The sequence below is a fragment of the Shewanella sp. Actino-trap-3 genome, assembly GCF_002836275.1.
GTDB lineage: Bacteria > Pseudomonadota > Gammaproteobacteria > Enterobacterales > Shewanellaceae > Shewanella > Shewanella psychromarinicola.
Genome location: NZ_PJCE01000001.1, coordinates 3,602,503 through 3,622,065 on the forward strand (window position 1 = coordinate 3,602,503; position 19,563 = coordinate 3,622,065).

Sequence of the window (19,563 nt, forward strand, 5' to 3'; positions counted from 1 at the left end):
ACTAGCCGCGTAAGCTATCGTAATAATTGCGAATGTGAGTTGTTTCTTGATAGCCTTTAGTGCGAGAAGTGCTAGCACTTTTTTCTGTTGCATTAGCAATATTCATGCCAGTTGCGGCAATCGCGACACTTGCTGTACCACCAATAGTGATGGCTTTTAGTAAAGATCTGCGATTCAAATCAAGTTGTTGCTTACTCATTAAATCTCCCATCGAAACGACTATTTTCTGCAACATGTTGTAGAGGTTGCATTTTTGTTGTATAAAAATGAATAATCACTACACATATATGTAGTGCTTATTTTCGCGGTCATACTAAAAGAATGAGAATAGGCTTAATTGATCTATATTAAGAATGTGGAGGTTTATTCATAAAAAAGCTAAAAATGTTTGCCAGATCACACAGGTGACTGTTCACTAAAACAGCAGCGATATAAAATCAATAGTCAGCGTCTGGCGAACGACGTCTTGCCTAGATTAATGCACCAGGGAAAGAGGCTGTTGAGATCGCAGTTTGGGTAGGATAATGGCTCTAAGCAGGGTTAAATGTTATCGAATGGTGTTAGCCCATTCGCTTTAGCCGCAAGCGTCTTAAGCAAGCATTGCTTAAGACAATCAACATACTTGGGTAGGCTATCAGGTACAATTTTCTTAGAATGATTATATCAAATATCAGCCTAATCAAGACCAATACCGTGATCTATATGCTGGCGTTAAGCATAGATGCTGTTAAGGACCTCTTGAGTAGCGCGGCCGGATTGCTGTGTAGCAGGCTGATTGATTAGCTATCGGTATTAGTAGGTAATTGGCCCTGCGATTAACCATCTTAATCAGCAAATACACAGCCGTATAGTACCAGCGAGAAGTGCGTTGCATTCTTGTTTAACAGTAGCGGTTTAGCAATAGCGGTTTAACACTAGCGATAAATTAGCTTGGCAGTAGGACGAATTTGCCAAAATGCTGTTTTTTCAAAAACTCAGTTTGAGCCTCTACAATATTTTCTAAAGCATATGTTCTTGCGACCAAAGGTTTTATTTCATTGTTTTCAATGTACCTTATTAGGTTGGGGAACACGGGTTCATCCCATGCCGTTGTACCGATCAACCCAATATCTTTTAAATAGAGTTGGCGAAGGTCTAATGACACAATCGGTCCCGCTATAGCTCCTGAAGTCACCAGACGGCCACCGCGTTTTAATATTTGCAGAGCACGGCCGAACTTATCACCGGCCACATTATCAATAACGACATCTATTGATGATTCCCCCAACTCCTTAACGAGATTTGCCTCACGATCAAAGACACTATCTGCGCCCATTTTTTTCAGCTGGGCATGGTTTTTTAATGATGCGACCGCAATGATGTGCGCGCCTCGACGTTTCGCTAACTGAACAGCCGCTGAACCTACGCCGCCAGATGCTCCCATAATTAACACACGCTCACCTTGGATAACCTGTGCTCTATGAAGCATGTTTTCTGCGGTGCCGTAAGCACACGGTATGCTCGCCAATTCATCATCTTGCCATGTTGAATCAATAGGGAAAACTTCTGTAGCCCATACTTTTACGTATTGGGCGAATGCACCATCAAAGTCAGATGCCATCCAGATATTGTCCAACGAACCAAATCCATTTACCCGGATACAAGGTCGAATTAACACTCTCTTGCCAACAAGATGTTGATCGTGGTTCTCTGCTGTTTTTAAGACCTCGCCACAACAATCTGTTCCCTGGATCAGCGGAAATGGTGTTGCCGCATTCCAGCCTCCATCAGCTAACGCTTGTTGATCCACGTTGTCGGCCATATTATTGGTTGACTCACTCACCTTGGCAGAATACCAGCCTAAACGAGTATTAATTTCGGTGTTGTTCACACCCGCTGCGAGCACACGAACGAGAACTTCATTTGCTTGCAGTTCTGGAATGGGGACATCTTTATAGACCAGTTGCTCCATTCCGCCACTGCCCATGGTCACAACGGCTTTCATTGTTTTATTCATCATTAGCACATCTTTCCTATAGAATGGTATTCGTTGTATAGTGGTCACTATACTTGCATGTAGAGGCGAAAATTGTCAAAAAAAAATGATATAATGCACACCGCTGAAAAGTTATTTTATGAAGAGGGTTTTCATCGCACAGGTGTTGCAAGGATAGCTTCAAAAGCAGGGACAACGCAGAGAACGCTCTATAAGCACTTCCCGTCCAAGGAAGACTTAGTTCTATGCATTATGGGTGAACGTGAGTCTCGCTACTTTCAAGATTTTGCTAGATTAGCGCGCTTAAATACATCTCACTTCCATGCACTGATCCCGTTTTATTCATTGCTGAATTGGTTAGAGAAAGAGGCTAGTCATGGCTGCTTTTACATGCACGCTTTAGCAGAATATAAGGGTAAGCACTCACGTATCGAGAATTTCGTCTTGGAGCACAAGCAGCGAATGCGAGTCGACCTTACTCAACGCTTACAGCATGACGGTATTTCTGATGACGATTTGGTTTCAATATTGATAATACTACTCGAGGGCGTAACCGCTATATCTGCAATTGGCTCACCTCGTGATAACTGCCTGCAGGTGATCAAACAGGCTGAATGGATAATTAAGCAGAGTGCTAAAATCAAACACAATCAATAGCCTTGAGTATGACTGCAATTATGTTCAATAAGTTAATGTCGATTTTATAGCTGTCATAACCGTGGCGGTAGCTTTTTGGGCGCGACGCTAACGAAGAATTGACCGTGATATACCACTTTTTAAAATATCTGCAGATAATTTTTTGCGATGGCGATATCCTATAAACACCATCTGCTGATGGCTATACACTATCCGAGACAAACTATCCGAGACCCGAGGCAAACTACCCGAGATAAATGATGAGAGATGAATTAAGAGCTAAAATTATCGACGTTTGTGATAAAAAAATTGCCAGTAAAGGCGATAATGTGGGGTTGTCATTTTATGCTTTTTTTGCCAATAAAAATGATAATCCTGAGCTACTGATGGAAGTGGCGACATGGTGGATCCAGACTCATCAATTAGATCATTTCGTTAAGGCTGATAAAATTAAACAAATGATTAATAATGGCTTGTAATGATCTGCAGCACTTATGCGCGTTAAGTCATCAACAATCGGTTATGAACAACCCGTCATCAACAACCCGTCATCAACAAACGATCAACGAGCATGTTAAGCCATACCTTAATGGATAAGGTGGGTTATTTAGCTGATTCGATCACGACATAAGTTATTTTTGAACGATCAATCAAACTTGTATTAATGGTTTCAGTGGTTTTAATGTTATATTTCCAATCTTGAGTATCGTAAACGATAGTAAATGTTGTGCTCAATACCAATATAGAGAGCAGATACTTTTGAATAAAAGCCGGAGGAATGGGTGGCAGTAATGGGTCGACTATTAGTTATTATGTTCACGCTACTGTTTTTAAGTGGATGTGCTAGCACCTCCACACCGGGTGATCCACTAGAATCGGTTAATCGAAAAAGTTGGTATTTCAATTACCAGATAATGGATAAACATCTGCTAAAACCCGCCGCCGAAGGTTATGAATATGTTCCTCATTCTATCCGAAATGGTGTGACGAACCTGCTATCGAATTTAAGTGAACCGCTCTACGCCGTGAACAATCTTCTACAAGGTAAAGTGACCGACAGTGGCAGCACAGTGTTACGATTTGTATTGAACACAACAATTGGTCTTGTCGGTATTTTTGACCCCGCCACTGGCATGGGATTACCTAAGAAAGAAGAGACCTTTGCGCAAACATTTGGTGCATGGGGGATCGGTAATGGGCCTTATATTATGTGGCCTGTTTATGGCGCCAGCACGGCACGCAATACCGTCGGTGATTTTGTTGATATTTTTGTCTATCCTTTATCTATTCTTTCATTTGAGCAAAGAGCCGGTAAATTTGTAGTGGAAGGTTTAGACAGTAGGATTGAATTTCAGCAATATGAACCCATATTAGACGGGTCGTTAGATCCCTATGGCTATGTTAAAGATGTCTATCTGCAACGGGATGCGCACTTGGTCAATGATGGCCAGACCGATGAGATTGAGACTGATGAGTTTGACTTAGAGTTTGACATGGAGCTTGATGACGAACTATTAGGTGACGAACCACTTGATAACGAATTAGTAGATGAACAACCTTTAGATATTAAAACGTTAGAGACCAAACCATTAAATAACCAAGCAGTAGACGATAAACCGATAGACGATAAACCAATAGATGACAAAAAAGTAGACGACAAAACTCATTTCGAGATAACGGACTAGCCAATGTCAAACATCAAAACGTTTTCCTCTTGTACGAGTGAATTAAAAAATATTCGCGGATTTGTGATAGATGCTTGCCGCGACTTTCCTTTTAGCGAAGGTAAAGTCAATGAAATCGTATTAGCCGTTGATGAGGCTTGCGCCAATGTTATTCGTCATGGTTACCACATGTCGAGCAAAGGCTGTTTAGAACTAGTGATTAGCAGTCATGATGATCATGCGCTATTTGTGATTAAAGATGTGTGTTCGCAGATTACTGACAAGCAATTAACACCGACAGAAAATGATTTATGTAAACCCGGTGGATTAGGCCTTTGCCTGATCCATTATGTGGCAGAGAAAGTACGACTTATCCCGCATAAAGGTAAAGGCAATTGGTTAGAACTGACGGTTAAATTTAAGTGATATAAAATGAATATTGAAATTGAAACACAGAACAATTACCAAGTGATTAAGCTTTATGGTGAAGTGGATCTGAACAATTCGCGCAGTATCAAACTCGACATTATAAAATTAATTAAGAGTAAAAATAACATCATTGTCGACTTTACCCATCTGCAATATATCGACAGCTCAGGTATGGCGTCACTGGTTGAGGCGTTCAATGAAGCCAGAGAAAACGACACTGAGTTTCATATAGCTGGTGCCAACGGTTCCCCTCTTCAAGTACTGCAATTAACTCGGTTAAACACAGTATTTAACTTAGTAGATTCAGTAGCAGCTGTGAGTAACAATGGTTAAACCAATCATTACCGTAGAACATTTGTTTGCCCAATATGGCGACACCCATGTACTCAAAGATGTCAATTTAGAGGTCAAACCCGGAGAAATTCTGGTGGTGATGGGCGGATCTGGCTCAGGAAAAAGCACCTTGTTCAACCATATGCTTGGGCTTAAAACCCCGACTTCAGGCACTATCATGATTGATGGTGTGAATATTTTTACGGCCAAAAATAAGCCATTACGCAACTTATGTCAAAAAATGGGCGTGGCGTTCCAAGGCGGCGCACTGCTCAGTTCATTGACGGTGGCCGATAATGTCAGGCTACCCTTAGAGCAAAATACCGCTTTAGATACTCAAACCATTGATATTATGGTGCGGATGAAGCTTGAATTAATGAATATGGCTGGCACTGGTCATCTTATGCCCTCTGAGCTGTCTGGCGGCATGCTCAAGCGAGCCGGATTAGCTCGGGCCGTGATTATGGACCCTAAGTTACTGTTTTTTGATGAACCTTCTGCAGGGCTTGATCCCACCACCGCGGTAGAATTGGATGAGCTTATTTTAACCCTAAGAGATGCGATGAACATGACCATAGTGGTGGTGACTCATGAGCTTGAAAGTGTGTTTAAAATTGCCGATCGCGTGGTGGTATTATTTGCCGGAGAAGTGGTGGCTAACGGCACCGTTGATGAGATTAAAAATTCGCCAGATGAACGCATTCAACACATGATCAACCGTCAACCTAATACTCACAGAGATGATGGTGAGGTTTACCTTAATCGATTGTTAGATAAGGAAAAAACTTGATGTCGACCTTATTTGATTCGGTTAGTAAATTGGGCGCGGCAACCCGAAAAAACATTGATAGTTTAGGCTTAGCGACGTTATTTTTACTGCGCATTGTTAGCAGCCTATTCACTGGGCGGGTGTCATTTAAGCAAGTGATTAAGCAAATATATTTTATTGGTAATCGATCGTTAATCGTCATTATTGTGGCAGCATTATTTACCGGTATGGTCGTGGCACTGCAGTTTTACGATACCTTAGTGCGATTCGGCTCGGTAGATTTATTAGGGTCGGCAGTAGCCTTGAGCCTGATTAAAGAATTGGGCCCGGTGATGACCGCGTTAATGGTGATTGCACGGGTAGGGTCTGCGACCTGTTCAGAAATTGGCATTATGCGTAATGAGCAACAATTTGATGCGCTTGATTGCATGGCGATTAACAGTTACCGCTATGTAATGTTGCCAAGACTGCTGGCTGCGTTGATTTGTGTCCCTATTCTGACGGCCGTGTTTGACTTGGTGGGTATTGGCGGTGGTTATATTGTCGGCATACACATTCAAGGAGAAAGTCCTGGTGCGTATATTCAAGGTGTGATGGATACGATTAGCTTTAAAGATGTGTTAGTCGGTCAAATAAAGTCGTTGGTATTTGGTTTATTCATTATGTGGATACCCTTGTATTACGGCTATTATTTACACCGGAATCAAAAGAATATGGGCGCAGAGGGGGTCAGCAATGGCACCACTCAGGCGGTGGTAATGAGTGCAATTATTATGTTGTTTAGTGACTATATCGTTAGCTCATTAGCGCTTTAACTAGAGGTAACAATGAAAAACAATTACGTCAATTTTCTCGTCGGCCTATTTGTGTTAATCGGGAGCGGGGCCTTGGTATTTATGTCTGTTACCATTGGCGGGGCATCCATTTCTAATAGTGGTCAATATACCTTAGTTGCTAAATTTGAAAATTCTTCAGGTTTGAAAGAAGGTGCCTTTGTTGAAATGTCTGGTGTACGTGTTGGATTAATTCAATCAATTAATTACGACCCCAAAGCGTATGAATCTGTCGTTAAGGTGTCATTAGATAATTCGATTACCGTGCCTGATGATTCCGTGGCCGCTATTCGTACATCCGGTATTATCGGCGACAGATTTCTTAAAATTGCCAGCGGTGGCTCAGATATCAATATGACCGATGGTGATGAGTTTATTGATACTGAATCATCAATCAGTATCGAAGAGTTAATTAGCAAGTATATGTTTAGTCAGGATAAATAATGAAATCGATAATTTTTTTAATCATGTTGTTAGTGATGCCGTCTTTAGCTTTAGCGGCTCAAGAACCAACGGATCGCGTTAAATTAGGTGTGGCTGATATTATAGGTATTGCATCTGATAGTGCATTGTCAGCGGAACAGAAAAAACAATCACTCAGTAATGTGATTGAAAAGCATGTTGATCTACAAGCCTCAGCCCAACGGGTGTTAGGTAAGTATTGGAGACAGGCAAACGATACCGAAAAACGCCAATTTATGCTGTTATTAAAAGGTGTGTTAGTCGATACCTATATTATATTGCTAGAGGAATATGATAACCAAACGGTTGATTACACCAGTGAAACCATTAAGAAAAAAGTCTATGCGACGGTTGATACTGAAATTCATACCAAAGAGAATGTTATTCCGGTTTCGTATCGACTTTATCAACGTAATAATGAATGGAAAATTTACGATTTTGTCGCCGAGGGCTTGTCGATGATCCGTACATTTAGCAATGACTATCGAAGAACGTTGAAACAAAGTGGTGTCAGTGGGTTAAATGAAGCCCTTGCTGCTAAATTAGCCCAAAAGTAAGGTTTTCCTTTGAGCATAGATAAAGCGCTAGCCAACAATATCATTGATGAAACCTTATGGTTTAAAACCACTTTGGCAGCCACATTAAGTGAGTTTAGTTATTACTTAATTAAGAAGAATGGCCAAATTAGCTGTAATTTTTCATCCCTGTGTGATGATCATTACAGCAGACTCTATACGCAGTTTACAGCCATGTCGTTGCAACATAGCCTTGCTGAAATAATGCCATTAAATGATGATGGCAAGACATGTTGGGGGCTGCCCTTTGGTAAAGAATCGAGCTTATTTGATTGTATCATTTTGCTCGATTTACCTGCCGGCGTTGAGTCGCATCATGTTAGCGCCTTGTATTTCAAGCTACTGTACCAGTTAAAAAGTTTTCAATTTTCAGAAGCCTCTTCACAGCTTAATGCTGCTCAAGTGTGGATCCGCGACGAAATAGATGAGATTTCGCGCTTGCAACAATTGATGTTGCCAGACAAAGGTATCGAACTCAGTTCGGTCAAAATGGCTTATACCTATAAAGCGATGAAAGGCGCCGGAGGCGATTATCTAGATATTGTCGATTTGGGTAAAAGTCGCCCGGACGTCCGAGGCGATGTAGGAATGATTATTGCCGACGTATCGGGTCACGGCCCCGCCGCGGCAGTAGAAACCGCCATGATAGACGCCATACTGCGCACCTTTGAGCCAAAAGATTTAAACAGCAGTTCTTCTGAAGTACTCAATTATATCAATCAACATTTTTTCACTAAAAAGCCTCGCGGCAGTTTTCTAACCGCGACAGTGTTACGTTATAATTTCAAAGAAAAAGAACTTATTTATGCTAATGCCGGTCATCCCCACGCGTATTTGAAAAAAGCCAATAGACTCGTAGCCCTAGATCAAGGCGGCATTCCCATTGGCGTGCTGCGTGAACAAAATTGGGATACCTATAGTGTCAGCGTAGATGTAGGTGATATTTTGTTTGTGTATACCGATGTGGTTATCGAAACGCAAAATGCTCAAAAAGAGTTATTCGGTTTCGATCGTTTAGAAAAAGCCATCAGTGCTGCGCCCGATCAACCCGAGGCGATGCTGGAATATCTTGAGCAGCAAATGAAACTGTTTTGCGGTTATTCAGAATTTCAGGATGATTTGACCATGTGTGCTATCCAGTTTATTTAAGTTCAACTCGGGTTAGGGGACGGGATGCTCTGGATAATAAATACGATTTGGGATATGAGATAAAGTCGGGGATAATAAACTGATAGCACTCAGTCTATTTTCAAGCTCGATATGTCAAACAATCAAACAATCAAACAATCAAACAATCAAACAATCAAAAGTATTGGCCGTTAATTCTGTCGACATGATACTCATCGCAGTAACAACATGGTTAACCAGACTGCGCTAAAGGTAACGTCTAATCCAGAGTTCTTTAGCCCAGCTTCAGTGCCACGGTATTCACAGCACTTCACTCAAGATTTAAATCAGGTTGGGATGACGTATTTTTTATGTAAACTACCGATCTAGCCCCACTCTTAAAGATTACTAAAAAGCCCTGACTGAATAGTCAGGGCTTTCTTATACTCTGTTATATTTGTTGGGCTCTTAAGCGGTTAACGCTTCAGCTGGGCCGAAGAATTCATAATGAATTTGGCTTTCTGGTACACCTAAGCTGGTGGCGATGGCCAATGCTGCTTTCATAAAACCAGTAGGGCCAAGCAGATAGAATTCTACATCGCGGTCTGCGGGGAGCTGCTCTGCAATCATTGAGGCATCAATAAACCCAGTCGCATGAGGTTGGCAATGAGGTTCTGGTTGACTGTAAACATACAGCGGCTTGATATGTTCATGGACAGAGGCCAGTTGGTCAACATGTTGTTTAAAGGCGTGCACATCACTATTAAGGGCCGCATGAATAAAGCGAATATCACGGCCTGAACCGGCTTCAGTATTGAGCATACTGATCGCAGGAGTAATGCCCACACCGCCAGTCAATAAAATTAACGGTTTGGTGTTTTTACGTAAGGTGAAATCGCCACTGGGTGCACGTAATTTCACTTTATCGCCTAACTGAATCTTGTCATGTAAGTGATTTGATACCACACCATTGGGTTCACGTTTGACACTAATTCTTAAGTGATCTTTACCGGCCGCGTCAGACAAGCTGTAGTTACGACGCATCGGTATTCCGCCGATATCATCAAATACCAGCGTCAGGAATTGTCCCGCTTCAAAGCTTGGAATGCCGTTGTCATCTTGTGGTTGAAAGTAAAATGAGCTGATTACTGAGCTTTCATCCACGCGTTTGACTAAAATAAACTCTCGCTCGCCACGCCAACCACCTGGCTGTTGCTCTTTAGCAGTATAAATTGACTCTTCTGCGGCAATCAAAATGTTGGCTAATTGGCCATAAGCTTTGGCCCAAGCGTCCATCACTTCATCTGTCGCAGCATCACCGAGTACGGCTTTAATGGCTTGTAATAAACAACTGCCAACAGCGTCATATTGTTCAGGTAAAATGCCTAATGCAACATGCTTTTGAACGATTTTACTGACCGCTTCGCTTAGGTTTCCCAATTCATCAATATTGGCGCCATAAGCAATAACCGCATTTGCCAGTGCTTTAGGCTGAGTACCTTTGCCTTGGTTCGTTTTATTGAAAAATGGCAATACTTCTGGATACTGGGCGAACAGTAATGGGTAAAAATGGCTAGTGATGTCATTAGCGTAAATTTGCAGAACCGGAACGGTGGCTTTAATGATTTGAACAGTTGCAGTGTCTAACATTAATGATTTCCTTTAGGGAGTAAAATAGCGATAAGCTTCAATCAATTACCTTGTCTATCCAGACACTGCACAGAACACGCCAATATTTATCCACCTGATTTATAAGGTGTAATTTTGTTAAGGGTTAATTTGACCTAGATCAATATGTGTGTCAAATTAACCTAAATTGGGTTAATTTGACTTATTATGAATATTGCTCCCTTTATAGACATTGTAGAAGACTTAAATCGTGATCTTGTAAAATCTGAACGTTACTTGCGCCTGATTTTGGCGATTCAACGCGCGATACCATGTGATGTGGTGGCCTTGTTGAAGCTTAAACACGATCATTTGGTGCCTGTTGCGGTCGTAGGCCTTAAACAAGAGGCACTTGCGCGGCAATTTGCCATTAGTCATCATCCACGCTTACAGCAAATTTTAGCTAATCCACACATTACTCGCTTTGATGCTGAGTCGACACTGCCCGATCCCTACGACGGTTTAGTCGATGATGACAGTGAACAATTGCATGTCCATGACTGCATGGGCAGCACTATTTACATCGATGGTAAACCTTGGGGCGTGCTGACCTTAGATGCGATGCAAGCGGGTAGCTTTGATACGCTTAACCCAACAGAAACCCGTGCTTATATTGCCGCAGTGGCCGCTGCGATTAATACCAGTGAACATATTGAAGCGTTAGAAGTTAAAGTTGAGCGCAACCATCAAGTGGCGCAATACATGCTAGCGACCACGGGACCGTCGAGTATTATTGGTAACAGTGTCGCGGTCCGGGATTTATTGTCAGAGATAAATACTGTTGCCAGCAGTGACCTATCGGTATTAATTACTGGTGAAACCGGTGTGGGTAAAGAGCTGGTTGCCAAAAGCATTCATCAGCAATCACGTCGAAGTGAGCAACCGCTAGTGCAAATTAACTGTGCTGCATTGCCTGAAAACATCGTCGAAAGTGAACTCTTTGGCCATGTAAAAGGCGCATATTCTGGGGCAGTAAGTGATCGTCGTGGCCGTTTTGAACTGGCAGATGGTGGTACGTTATTTTTAGATGAAGTGGGTGAGTTGCCACTAGCGGTACAAGCTAAATTACTGCGTACTTTACAAAATGGTGAGATCCAGCGCGTCGGCAGTGACGATACCATTGTTGTTGATGTCAGGATTGTGGCGGCAACCAATCGTAATTTACAGTTAGAAGTTAAAGAAGGCCGCTTTAGGGCTGACTTATACCATCGCTTGAGTGTGTATCCTTTGCCTGTACCGCCATTGCGTGATCGCGGTAAAGACGTTATTTTACTGGCGGGCTATTTTCTAGAGAAAAATCAACATCAGCTTGGGGTGACTAAACTCAGGCTGCAACAAACCGCGATTGATCAGTTAACCCAATACCATTGGCCCGGCAATGTGCGCGAGTTAGAACACGTACTAAGCCGTGCGGCGCTTCGTGCCACTAGCGAGCAAGGTCGTCATGCCAGCATTATTAGTATCAGTCGTGTTCATCTCGGTTCCGAGTTTTCCCCGAGTCATTCTGCCGCATCAGCGATAGCCGAGGTTGATAACATCAGCGACAATCATTCAACTATCGAGTTATCACAGGTGTTAACCCTAGGATTACGTGATTCAACCGATGAGTACCAGCGGCAAGTGATCCAGACAGTATTAGCGGCCGAACGAGGTAATTTAGCCGCCGTTGCTAGGTGTTTAAAGCTGGATAGAAGTAATTTAATTCGTACCATGCAGCGCTTAGGGCTTGATCCTAACGCTGCGTATTAATCGTAAAAGAGCTACAAAATTAGCCAGATTATTTGGCAAAATTATTTTTTATGTTTTGTCAGAAATTTATGTCGATAATTTCAGGTCAATATAAGTTGGATTAAGTTAGCTCAACTAGAGTCTTCTAAAGGATAGGTGTGATGCAAAAAGATAATTTAGGCAAGGTCGCATTAGTGGTTGCATTGGTCGCAGTGGGGATAGCGGCTTTAATGGTGTTTGGATCGTCAATGGGATTGTGGGAACCCATCGTCGGCTTTATGGCCAGCCGTAATTACAATAACCTGTTGGGTTATGTGGTAGTGGTTTTTTCGGTGCTGGCATTAGTCACCAGCTTTAGTGCTAAAAGTAGTGCTAAGCAAGACAGTCGCGCTAAGGGCAAAGGCATATTAACCTCGACAATAGCGTTATTACTGGGTTTAGCTATATTGTCGCCGCGCATTATGGCGTTGGTTATCGAACCGGTGAAATATCCACCCATTCACGATATTACTACCAATACTCAATCACCACCGCAGTTTGAGTTTTTAACTGACAGCCGTATTGGAGCAAGAAATAGTTTGGTTTATGGTGGAGAAGAGATTGCCGCGCAGCAACTAAAAGCTTTCCCCACTATTGGGCCTATAGCATCAGACTTATCGGTTGAAGCGGCTTATCAAAAGGCATTAACTGTCGCTAAAACCATGGGCTGGATCATTGTCGCTCAAGACCCAAAAGCACTGCGCTTTGAAAGTACGGCAACAACGCCTTTTTTCAATTTTGCAGATGATGTAGTCATCGTTGTGTCTGCACTAGAGCAGGGCAGTCGTATTGATTTACGCAGCGTGTCACGGATTGGTATTGGCGATGCGGGTGTCAACGCGAAACGCATTCAAGAATTTAGTCAGCGATTCTCAAGATGATTTAAACGGTAGATTGTTACTCGGGAAGGGAGCATGAAAATGCTCCTTTTTTGTAGGTTTGATTAATGGGGTTTAACATAAAGATAAAATGAAATAGAGTCCGCATTCTGACATTGTATTGTGCATAGAATATACTTTAATGCTAAGGCATTTATGGACAAAAGTGCATTAGATCTCATACTCAAAATCCTATAATTCACACTACGATAAGTATGGTAAAACTCTAAAGCTTAAGCCTGCTGGATGGTATTTACTGAAAAAGGGATGGATCGACGTTCACTCTCGAAACAAAGAAGCTAACCAGAAATGTAACTTAGGATTTGCATTGCAGTAAGTCCTCGACGCAAGCATTCTGCTTCGCTTATTGCCTAAAATCGTGGTCAAATTTAGTTAACCATAGATATCATGGTTAACATTTAATTTGGATTAATGGGCATTAGAACGCCATATCTTTTAATGTCTAAATGGTTGGTTTTTATTTTTTATTGGCAGAGATTTTGTTCCAGTAATTTATTTTTTTCGCCTGCTTTCCAGCCTGTTTCAGTTAAGAATAAAGCAAAGAGAGCAAATAGAATTGGAGCGAAACATGTCAACGACAAGGCGGTCTTGAGACCATAGAGAGAGCCCAGCCAGCCTGTCAGAGCGCCGCCAACAGCACCTCCTAAACCACTCAATGAAAAGATAAACCCAGTCCCCATTGATACCGCGCGAGGAGACATGCCTGTCTTATAAAGTGTCGTTAACGCTAGAGGAACAAAGTTGTATGCGGCATACCCAGTGACAAAAGAGACTAAGGACAGTACTGTAATATTGTCGGACAACATCAAGCCATAGTACGAGAAAGGCAATACTACGCCGGAAGCAACAATAAGTGGCTTGTCATAGCCCCATGTTTGCGCAATTACAGGTGAAACTAAGCAAGCAATAGCAGAGCCAATAGGTATAAAACCAAGGATCATGCCCGCTTCCGCGGTTGATAATCCAATATTTTCAACCGCGTAGGTGGCCCAGAATGTGTATATTGCAATCCACGTTAACGACGTTGCAGGCCAGGCCAAAGCCAGAAGCCAGGTATTTTTATAAGCCAATGCCTCTTTCAGAGGCTGGAGTATAGGCACTTTTTCATAATGGGTTGATTGCCAAGGTTGATTGCACTCTTTCGCCACAAACATCCAAACGAACGCAAGCAAAAAAGCAAAGACCCCCATAGCTACCATGACTTCACGCCAGCCTGCCATCATAGCCAAAAACATCGGAAATGCGGCAGTTCCCAGAAGCTGTCCTGCAGGACCAGTAAACATTTCTATGCCGTTCACTGCACCCATTTTTTCTGTTGGGATCCACTGGATCTTAAACACAACCAACACAGAAACAATTCCTGCCGTTACCCCCATCACAAGCAGTCGACCAACAAACAGCATAAATGTGTTTGTTGCAAAACCTTGCAGAAACATACCAATGCCGAGAAGAACAAAAATGCTAAGCAAAACTATCTTCGGTTTTCCTTTACTGATCAGGCAAGTAATTGGAATGGTTAAAAGTCCCTTACCAATCCAGGCTATTGCACTCAGATACCCCGCGGTCTGCAAATCAAAGCCAATATCAGATCTCATATCAGGTAAGATCACACCAAAGGCAAAGTTTGTTAAATTAGCGACCATAAAGGCTAACCATGCTATCCATAAGATAGACCAGCCTCGGACAGGTATTTTACCCCCTCTGTTCATTGCCTCTGTTTCCCTTAGTCAATATTCAAATTAAACAGTCTGTAATGGTCAAGTTATTTTGGCCAATATGCTATAAATCAATCAGTCACTGATTCGGTGTTTATCATTAGATATAATGATGTCACTAGCAATAGCGCGTCACTCACTTTGGGGCATGAACGTGTTAGTCGTTGTTTTGCTCATTTTAGTCAGTTCGATATCATCAGTATTCCATCGGTTAAAAATCTCCCAAATAGAACCCTTGAGGCATTCAAGTTCGGTGAGCTTTATGTTTAATCTACTTACAGGATTGATTACTCATACATTTCCCTCTACATAACAAACATACACATTCCTCACCATGAAATAATAGAGCTATACCGCGCTTCGGTTAATGAGCGGGATGAGTAATGATTTGCGGGGAACTGATATCAATCGTTAAATACGCATCTTAAATCAATCAACTCACTGAGAGTACGATGGAGATAAGTGCATTTATGTAAAAATTTGTGGATAAAAATTCGCCTATAAAAAAAGCCACAGCAATGAACTGTGGCTTACTGATACTAGCGAGTCAGTTAATTCTAAATCGATTAGTTCTTCTTAGAATATTTCGCTGCTTCTTCACCCGCTAAACGACCAAAGGTGACGATGTCTGAAATGGCGTTACCACCTAAGCGGTTTGCACCATGAACACCACCGGTTACTTCACCAGCGCCATATAGGCCAGGAATAACTTGCTTCTTAGCATCCATGACTTCTGCTTTAGTATCGATCATCACACCACCCATGGTGTGGTGAACACCAGGTGTTACTTCGATCGCGTAGTAGTTACCTTCGTTTAGTGCACGAGGTAGGTTTGGACGCTCAAAATCAGTGTCTTTACCGCTAGCGACTAAGCTGTTGTAACGCGCAACGGTTTCAGTCAACGCTTTACCGTCAATGCCTTCCATCTTGCCTAACTTAACTAAAGTATCCGCAGAAGGTGCAACACCTAAACCAATATACTTATCAATTTTAGACAGTGATTTACGCACAGAATCTTCGAAGATTAAAAACGCTGATTTGCCGGTTTGCCCCAAGATAGCCGCAGACGCTTTATCACGTGTAGTGATTTCGTTTACGAAACGCTTACCTTCACGGTTAACCAAAATAGCACCATTACCACGAACCGCTTCAGTGACCATTACGCCACCTTTAACAGATAGGGTTGGGTGAGCTTGGATATACTGCATGTCTTTCAATGCTGCGCCTGCATTTTCGGCAACATCAAGACCATCACCTACCGCACCAGGTTGGTTAGTAGAGATAAAGCCTTTTAGCTTAGGATCAAGCTTAGCGACACGTTCGTTATTTTTAGCGAAACCACCGGTTGCTAATACTACAGCATCCGCTTTCACCCAGTAGTAGCCTTTGTACATACCCTTAACTAGGATACCTTTGACATTACCACTGTCATCTTTAAGGATTTCGATACCACGAGTGTTCATGCGTATGTCGATATTGCGTTTCATGGCATTATCATAAAGCACTTGAACAATATGAGCACCAACACCAGCACCACCGGTTGGACGGTGTGCACGGTTAGCAGATGCGCCGCCCATACGACCGACATCATTTAAATCGGCGCCCATTGCGGTCATCCAATTAACAGAGTCTTTAGAGTGCGAGGTTAAGATTTCAACCAATGCAGGATCGTTTAGGTTACGGCCACCTTTCATGGTGTCTTTGTACATTGATTTAGGGCTATCAGTAATGTCTTTCGCTTTTTGTTGATCAGTCCAAGCAGCGTTCATGCCACCTGCGGCCAATTTAGCGTTACCACCGATAACAGGCTCTTTCTCAATAATAATGACTTTAGCGTCATTATCATATGCAGAGATTGCCGCAGAGAAGCCTGCGCCGCCAGAACCGACAACAATGACGTCAACGGTATCTTGAGGTGCGCTAGCAAGGGCTGCTTGACGTTCTGATTTATCTTTGGCCAATTCTGCAATAGTCGGTTCGTCACGTTGCCATTTTTTAGCATATGGCATGTTGAAATCGAAGCTGTGGCACGAGTCGCAGTACACCATAGATTTTTCGTGAGCGCTGTGACATGTGGTACATGATACATCGCCAGGAAAATGCGAGTCATGAGCATTGTAATGTTCATGCTTAGTGGTTTCAGCCACTTCTGCTAGTGTTCCATGACAAGAAACACATTGGGCATTTTCATAAGTTAAGCTGTCATTTGATAGTTCACCATCTGGTGTATGGCAGCTATCACATTCTTGGTTTTGAGCGTGGAATTCGGCTAAGTCATCAGCCGCAACTGCATTGCCCATTAGACCAGCTGTGCCCATTAATGTGGCTAGACAGACTGCAAGTTTCATCTTTTTCATTTTTGCTCCCCCCTCTACATTTAATGACGCTTAGTCGATTAACTATAGAAGTACTCTCATTATTTTATTAAGGTTGAAGTGGCGTTCACTTTCAAAAGTATCGGCAAAACTCATCTCGATTTTATCGGCGATTACTTTTACTCGATTTAATCTTCACCTATGACACTAAGGCCAGCAATAAGATAATCAACAGGGGGGTCAGAAATGTTTCCTCAATCACAAGCAAAAAAACTAACTATGCAAAGATGCATAGTTATAAAGGGGTATATGCGATTTTGCATAGCCTATGTAGAGATAGATCACAGTCTCTAAATATCATCGAAAAAGCTACTTAACGATCTGCTAATTCGCGTAATGCTGCACAGTTTAAGCTGCGGGTGGTGTGTATCATCGCAACATGAGATTTTTATTGCTATTACTTATCATCCTCTCCTTACCTGTGCTCGCTCAAGAAAGCATTGTCTTTGGGGTACACTCAAAAACGGCGCCATTAGAATGGCGTAAAAATGGTGTCGATCAAGGCTTTAATGTCGAGTTGATGAATCGAATCGGTCAGCTCACTAATAAGCGCATCATCGTTCGGCGTAAGAGTTTTCAGCAATTAGTAAAAGATGTTCATAATCCTAACAGTGATATCGATGTGATTGCTGTGGTTAGCCCCGTCAATTTGGACCGCAAGTTAAGCCAATCCGATCCTATCTATGCCACCCATGCTAGAGCCTATACCTTGCAGGGCAAGGCGTTAATAAACAATTGGGCTGATCTCGTTGGTAAGCGTGTCGCCATCAAAATAGGGGCTTTTGTCGATGTATACCTGTCAGGCTATCCGCAAAATTTCGAGCGCGTGGATGTCGATCTCTATGAGACAGGCTTTCAACAACTGATTAGCAACCAAGTCGACGTGGTTATTGCTGAAAGCTTTGTTGCTCGGCGCTTACTTCCTTTGTATCCCTCGGTTCGCAGTTCAAGTGATGCGCTGATCTACGGTGACTTTAATTTTGTTGGTAATGTTAAGAAAACATTATTAATGTACAAAATCAACGAGGCGCTTAGGCAACTAAAACTATCAGGTGAATACGACAAACTAGTCAATAAATGGTTTGGTATTGGGCGTGAGAAAGTGGATTTAACCTCTAATGAACAGCGAATGCTTTCAGTCGCGATGTTGGTCGCGCTTGTCTGTGCAGTAGGCATGGTATACACCGGGTTTATTAGTGCCAGTTTGCGCCGCCACACGAAGGCGCTCGATGCCGAATTAATTCAACGCCGGCGCATTGAAGCTGAGATATTTGAACTGTCGAAACAGTTTCAGTCTGTTCTCGATGGGATCCCCAATGGCGTGACCATAGTAAACCAGGACCTCCAGCATTTATGGAGTAACGATAACAATATTCACCTGTTAGATTCAGATGAATTTTACTATGTCGACAACGATGTTTTTAAGCTTAAAGCCGCAGTATTAGACGTGTTATCGACCCAAAAGTCGTTTACTGCCGATATGCGGTATCAGCAGCAGTGTTGGCAATTACAAATTCATCCTATTGCAAACCATCAGGTGGTGATTCTACTTGAAGAATCAACCGAGCAGCATCGATTGCGCCAGGCTAATGAAGAAGCCAGTCGTTTAGCGTCATTAGGAGAGTTGTCTGCGGGAATTGCCCATGAAATCAACAATCCAACCGGCCTCATTGTACATGCGGTAGCACTATTTACTGCGGCCATGCAAGACTTAACGCCTGCCGCTAAGCACTATCAAAAACAAAATCCTTTCTGGCTTATTGCAGGGCTAAACCCAGACATAGCGATAGAAGAGTTACAGTATAGTTGCGGCTCTATTGAAGAGGGCGCTAAACGTATCAGCCGAATTGTTAATGACTTAAAACGTTACGCCATGCCGCATATTGCCGACCAATATAACCGAGTGTGTTTAAATGATGTGGTGCAAGTTGCCCTACGTCTCACCGCGAATCAAACAAAATTCCATCAGATCACCCCCATGCTGTGTGAACCAAGCCCAAAAATTGAGGGTGATGCTCAGCAGTTACATCAAGTATTAATTAACCTCATTCAAAATGCTTGTCATGCCTGTTCTGAGCAATCGGGATTTATAGTCATAGATACCCATGTTGAAGGTGATAAGGCTATCCTGAGTATCACCGACAATGGCTGCGGGATGGATAGCGCCACATTAACGCGTATAACAGAGCCCTTTTTCACCACCAGGCGAAACGAAGGCGGCAGTGGGTTAGGATTATCGGTATGCAGTAGAATAATAAAAGAGCATCACGGCGAAATGCAGATGCTGTCGAGTGTAGGTAAAGGCACTCGAATTCGCCTAAGCTTTCGCATTGGAACAACAGGATTGGTATAACAA

Annotated in this window: 18 protein-coding genes; 13 read left to right on the forward strand and 5 right to left on the reverse strand. The window is 42.5% G+C overall.

All coding sequences use genetic code 11. The features are described from left to right. Position 1 precedes the first annotated feature (1 nt). Both CXF80_RS15520 and CXF80_RS15525 read right to left on the reverse strand, forming a co-directional pair. Positions 2-199 carry a twin-arginine translocation signal domain-containing protein gene (locus CXF80_RS15520; RefSeq protein ID WP_101033849.1) on the reverse strand — a complete coding sequence of 66 codons (198 nt, stop codon included), beginning with the start codon at positions 197-199 and terminating at the stop codon, positions 2-4. Positions 200-925: 726 nt separating this feature from the next. Further along, the gene (locus tag CXF80_RS15525) at positions 926-1,999 is read right to left on the reverse strand and encodes an alcohol dehydrogenase family protein (RefSeq protein ID WP_198554772.1); all 1,074 of its coding nucleotides are present in this window, start codon (positions 1,997-1,999) and stop codon (positions 926-928) included. 69 nt (positions 2,000-2,068) lie between these two features. Between CXF80_RS15525 and CXF80_RS15530 the strand changes: the two genes are divergently transcribed. The 10 genes from CXF80_RS15530 to CXF80_RS15575 all read left to right on the forward strand — a co-directional run bounded on the left by CXF80_RS15530 (position 2,069) and on the right by CXF80_RS15575 (position 8,825). Beyond that, complete coding sequence (locus tag CXF80_RS15530; RefSeq protein WP_101033850.1) at positions 2,069-2,632, forward strand: TetR/AcrR family transcriptional regulator; 564 nt, start codon at positions 2,069-2,071, stop codon at positions 2,630-2,632. Between the two features lie 239 nt (positions 2,633-2,871). Then, the gene (locus CXF80_RS15535) at positions 2,872-3,090 is read left to right on the forward strand and encodes a DUF6500 family protein (protein WP_101034791.1); all 219 of its coding nucleotides are present in this window, start codon (positions 2,872-2,874) and stop codon (positions 3,088-3,090) included. Positions 3,091-3,402: 312 nt separating this feature from the next. Continuing rightward, a complete protein-coding gene (locus CXF80_RS15540) occupies positions 3,403-4,296 on the forward strand; it encodes an MlaA family lipoprotein (RefSeq protein ID WP_101033851.1) in 894 nt (297 codons plus the stop codon). A gap of 3 nt (positions 4,297-4,299) precedes the next feature. After that, positions 4,300-4,701, forward strand: coding sequence for an ATP-binding protein (locus CXF80_RS15545; protein ID WP_101033852.1), 402 nt, complete (start codon positions 4,300-4,302; stop codon positions 4,699-4,701). Positions 4,702-4,707: 6 nt separating this feature from the next. Next, positions 4,708-5,037, forward strand: coding sequence for an STAS domain-containing protein (locus CXF80_RS15550; protein WP_101033853.1), 330 nt, complete (start codon positions 4,708-4,710; stop codon positions 5,035-5,037). Further along, positions 5,030-5,827 (forward strand): ABC transporter ATP-binding protein, encoded by a 798-nt coding sequence (locus CXF80_RS15555; protein WP_101033854.1) that lies wholly within the window; start codon positions 5,030-5,032, stop codon positions 5,825-5,827. The genes CXF80_RS15550 and CXF80_RS15555 overlap by 8 nt, the downstream gene beginning before the upstream one ends. Next, positions 5,827-6,621 (forward strand): MlaE family ABC transporter permease, encoded by a 795-nt coding sequence (locus CXF80_RS15560; protein ID WP_101033855.1) that lies wholly within the window; start codon positions 5,827-5,829, stop codon positions 6,619-6,621. The genes CXF80_RS15555 and CXF80_RS15560 overlap by 1 nt, the downstream gene beginning before the upstream one ends. A gap of 12 nt (positions 6,622-6,633) precedes the next feature. After that, on the forward strand, positions 6,634-7,083 hold the full coding sequence (gene mlaD / locus CXF80_RS15565; RefSeq protein WP_101033856.1) for an outer membrane lipid asymmetry maintenance protein MlaD: 450 nt from the start codon (positions 6,634-6,636) through the stop codon (positions 7,081-7,083). Then, positions 7,083-7,658: an MlaC/ttg2D family ABC transporter substrate-binding protein gene (locus CXF80_RS15570; protein WP_101033857.1), complete on the forward strand. Its 576-nt coding sequence runs from the start codon at positions 7,083-7,085 to the stop codon at positions 7,656-7,658. The genes mlaD and CXF80_RS15570 overlap by 1 nt, the downstream gene beginning before the upstream one ends. 9 nt (positions 7,659-7,667) lie before the next feature. Beyond that, positions 7,668-8,825 (forward strand): PP2C family protein-serine/threonine phosphatase, encoded by a 1,158-nt coding sequence (locus CXF80_RS15575; protein WP_101033858.1) that lies wholly within the window; start codon positions 7,668-7,670, stop codon positions 8,823-8,825. A gap of 426 nt (positions 8,826-9,251) precedes the next feature. Here CXF80_RS15575 and hmpA read toward each other — a convergent pair whose 3' ends face one another. Then, a complete protein-coding gene (gene hmpA / locus CXF80_RS15580; protein ID WP_101033859.1) occupies positions 9,252-10,433 on the reverse strand; it encodes an NO-inducible flavohemoprotein in 1,182 nt (393 codons plus the stop codon). 186 nt (positions 10,434-10,619) lie between these two features. Here hmpA and norR point away from each other — a divergent pair, with 186 nt between their 5' ends. Beyond that, complete coding sequence (gene norR / locus CXF80_RS15585) at positions 10,620-12,200, forward strand: nitric oxide reductase transcriptional regulator NorR (RefSeq protein ID WP_101033860.1); 1,581 nt, start codon at positions 10,620-10,622, stop codon at positions 12,198-12,200. Positions 12,201-12,340: 140 nt separating this feature from the next. Continuing rightward, positions 12,341-13,099, forward strand: coding sequence for a DUF1499 domain-containing protein (locus tag CXF80_RS15590; RefSeq protein WP_232772116.1), 759 nt, complete (start codon positions 12,341-12,343; stop codon positions 13,097-13,099). A gap of 482 nt (positions 13,100-13,581) precedes the next feature. Here CXF80_RS15590 and CXF80_RS15595 read toward each other — a convergent pair whose 3' ends face one another. Next, a complete protein-coding gene (locus CXF80_RS15595) occupies positions 13,582-14,826 on the reverse strand; it encodes an MFS transporter (protein ID WP_101033862.1) in 1,245 nt (414 codons plus the stop codon). A 572-nt stretch (positions 14,827-15,398) separates the two neighbouring features. Beyond that, positions 15,399-17,189 carry a flavocytochrome c gene (locus CXF80_RS15600; protein WP_101033863.1) on the reverse strand — a complete coding sequence of 597 codons (1,791 nt, stop codon included), beginning with the start codon at positions 17,187-17,189 and terminating at the stop codon, positions 15,399-15,401. Positions 17,190-17,586: 397 nt separating this feature from the next. Between CXF80_RS15600 and CXF80_RS15605 the strand changes: the two genes are divergently transcribed. Next, a complete protein-coding gene (locus tag CXF80_RS15605) occupies positions 17,587-19,560 on the forward strand; it encodes an ATP-binding protein (protein WP_101033864.1) in 1,974 nt (657 codons plus the stop codon). Positions 19,561-19,563: the final 3 nt, after the last annotated feature.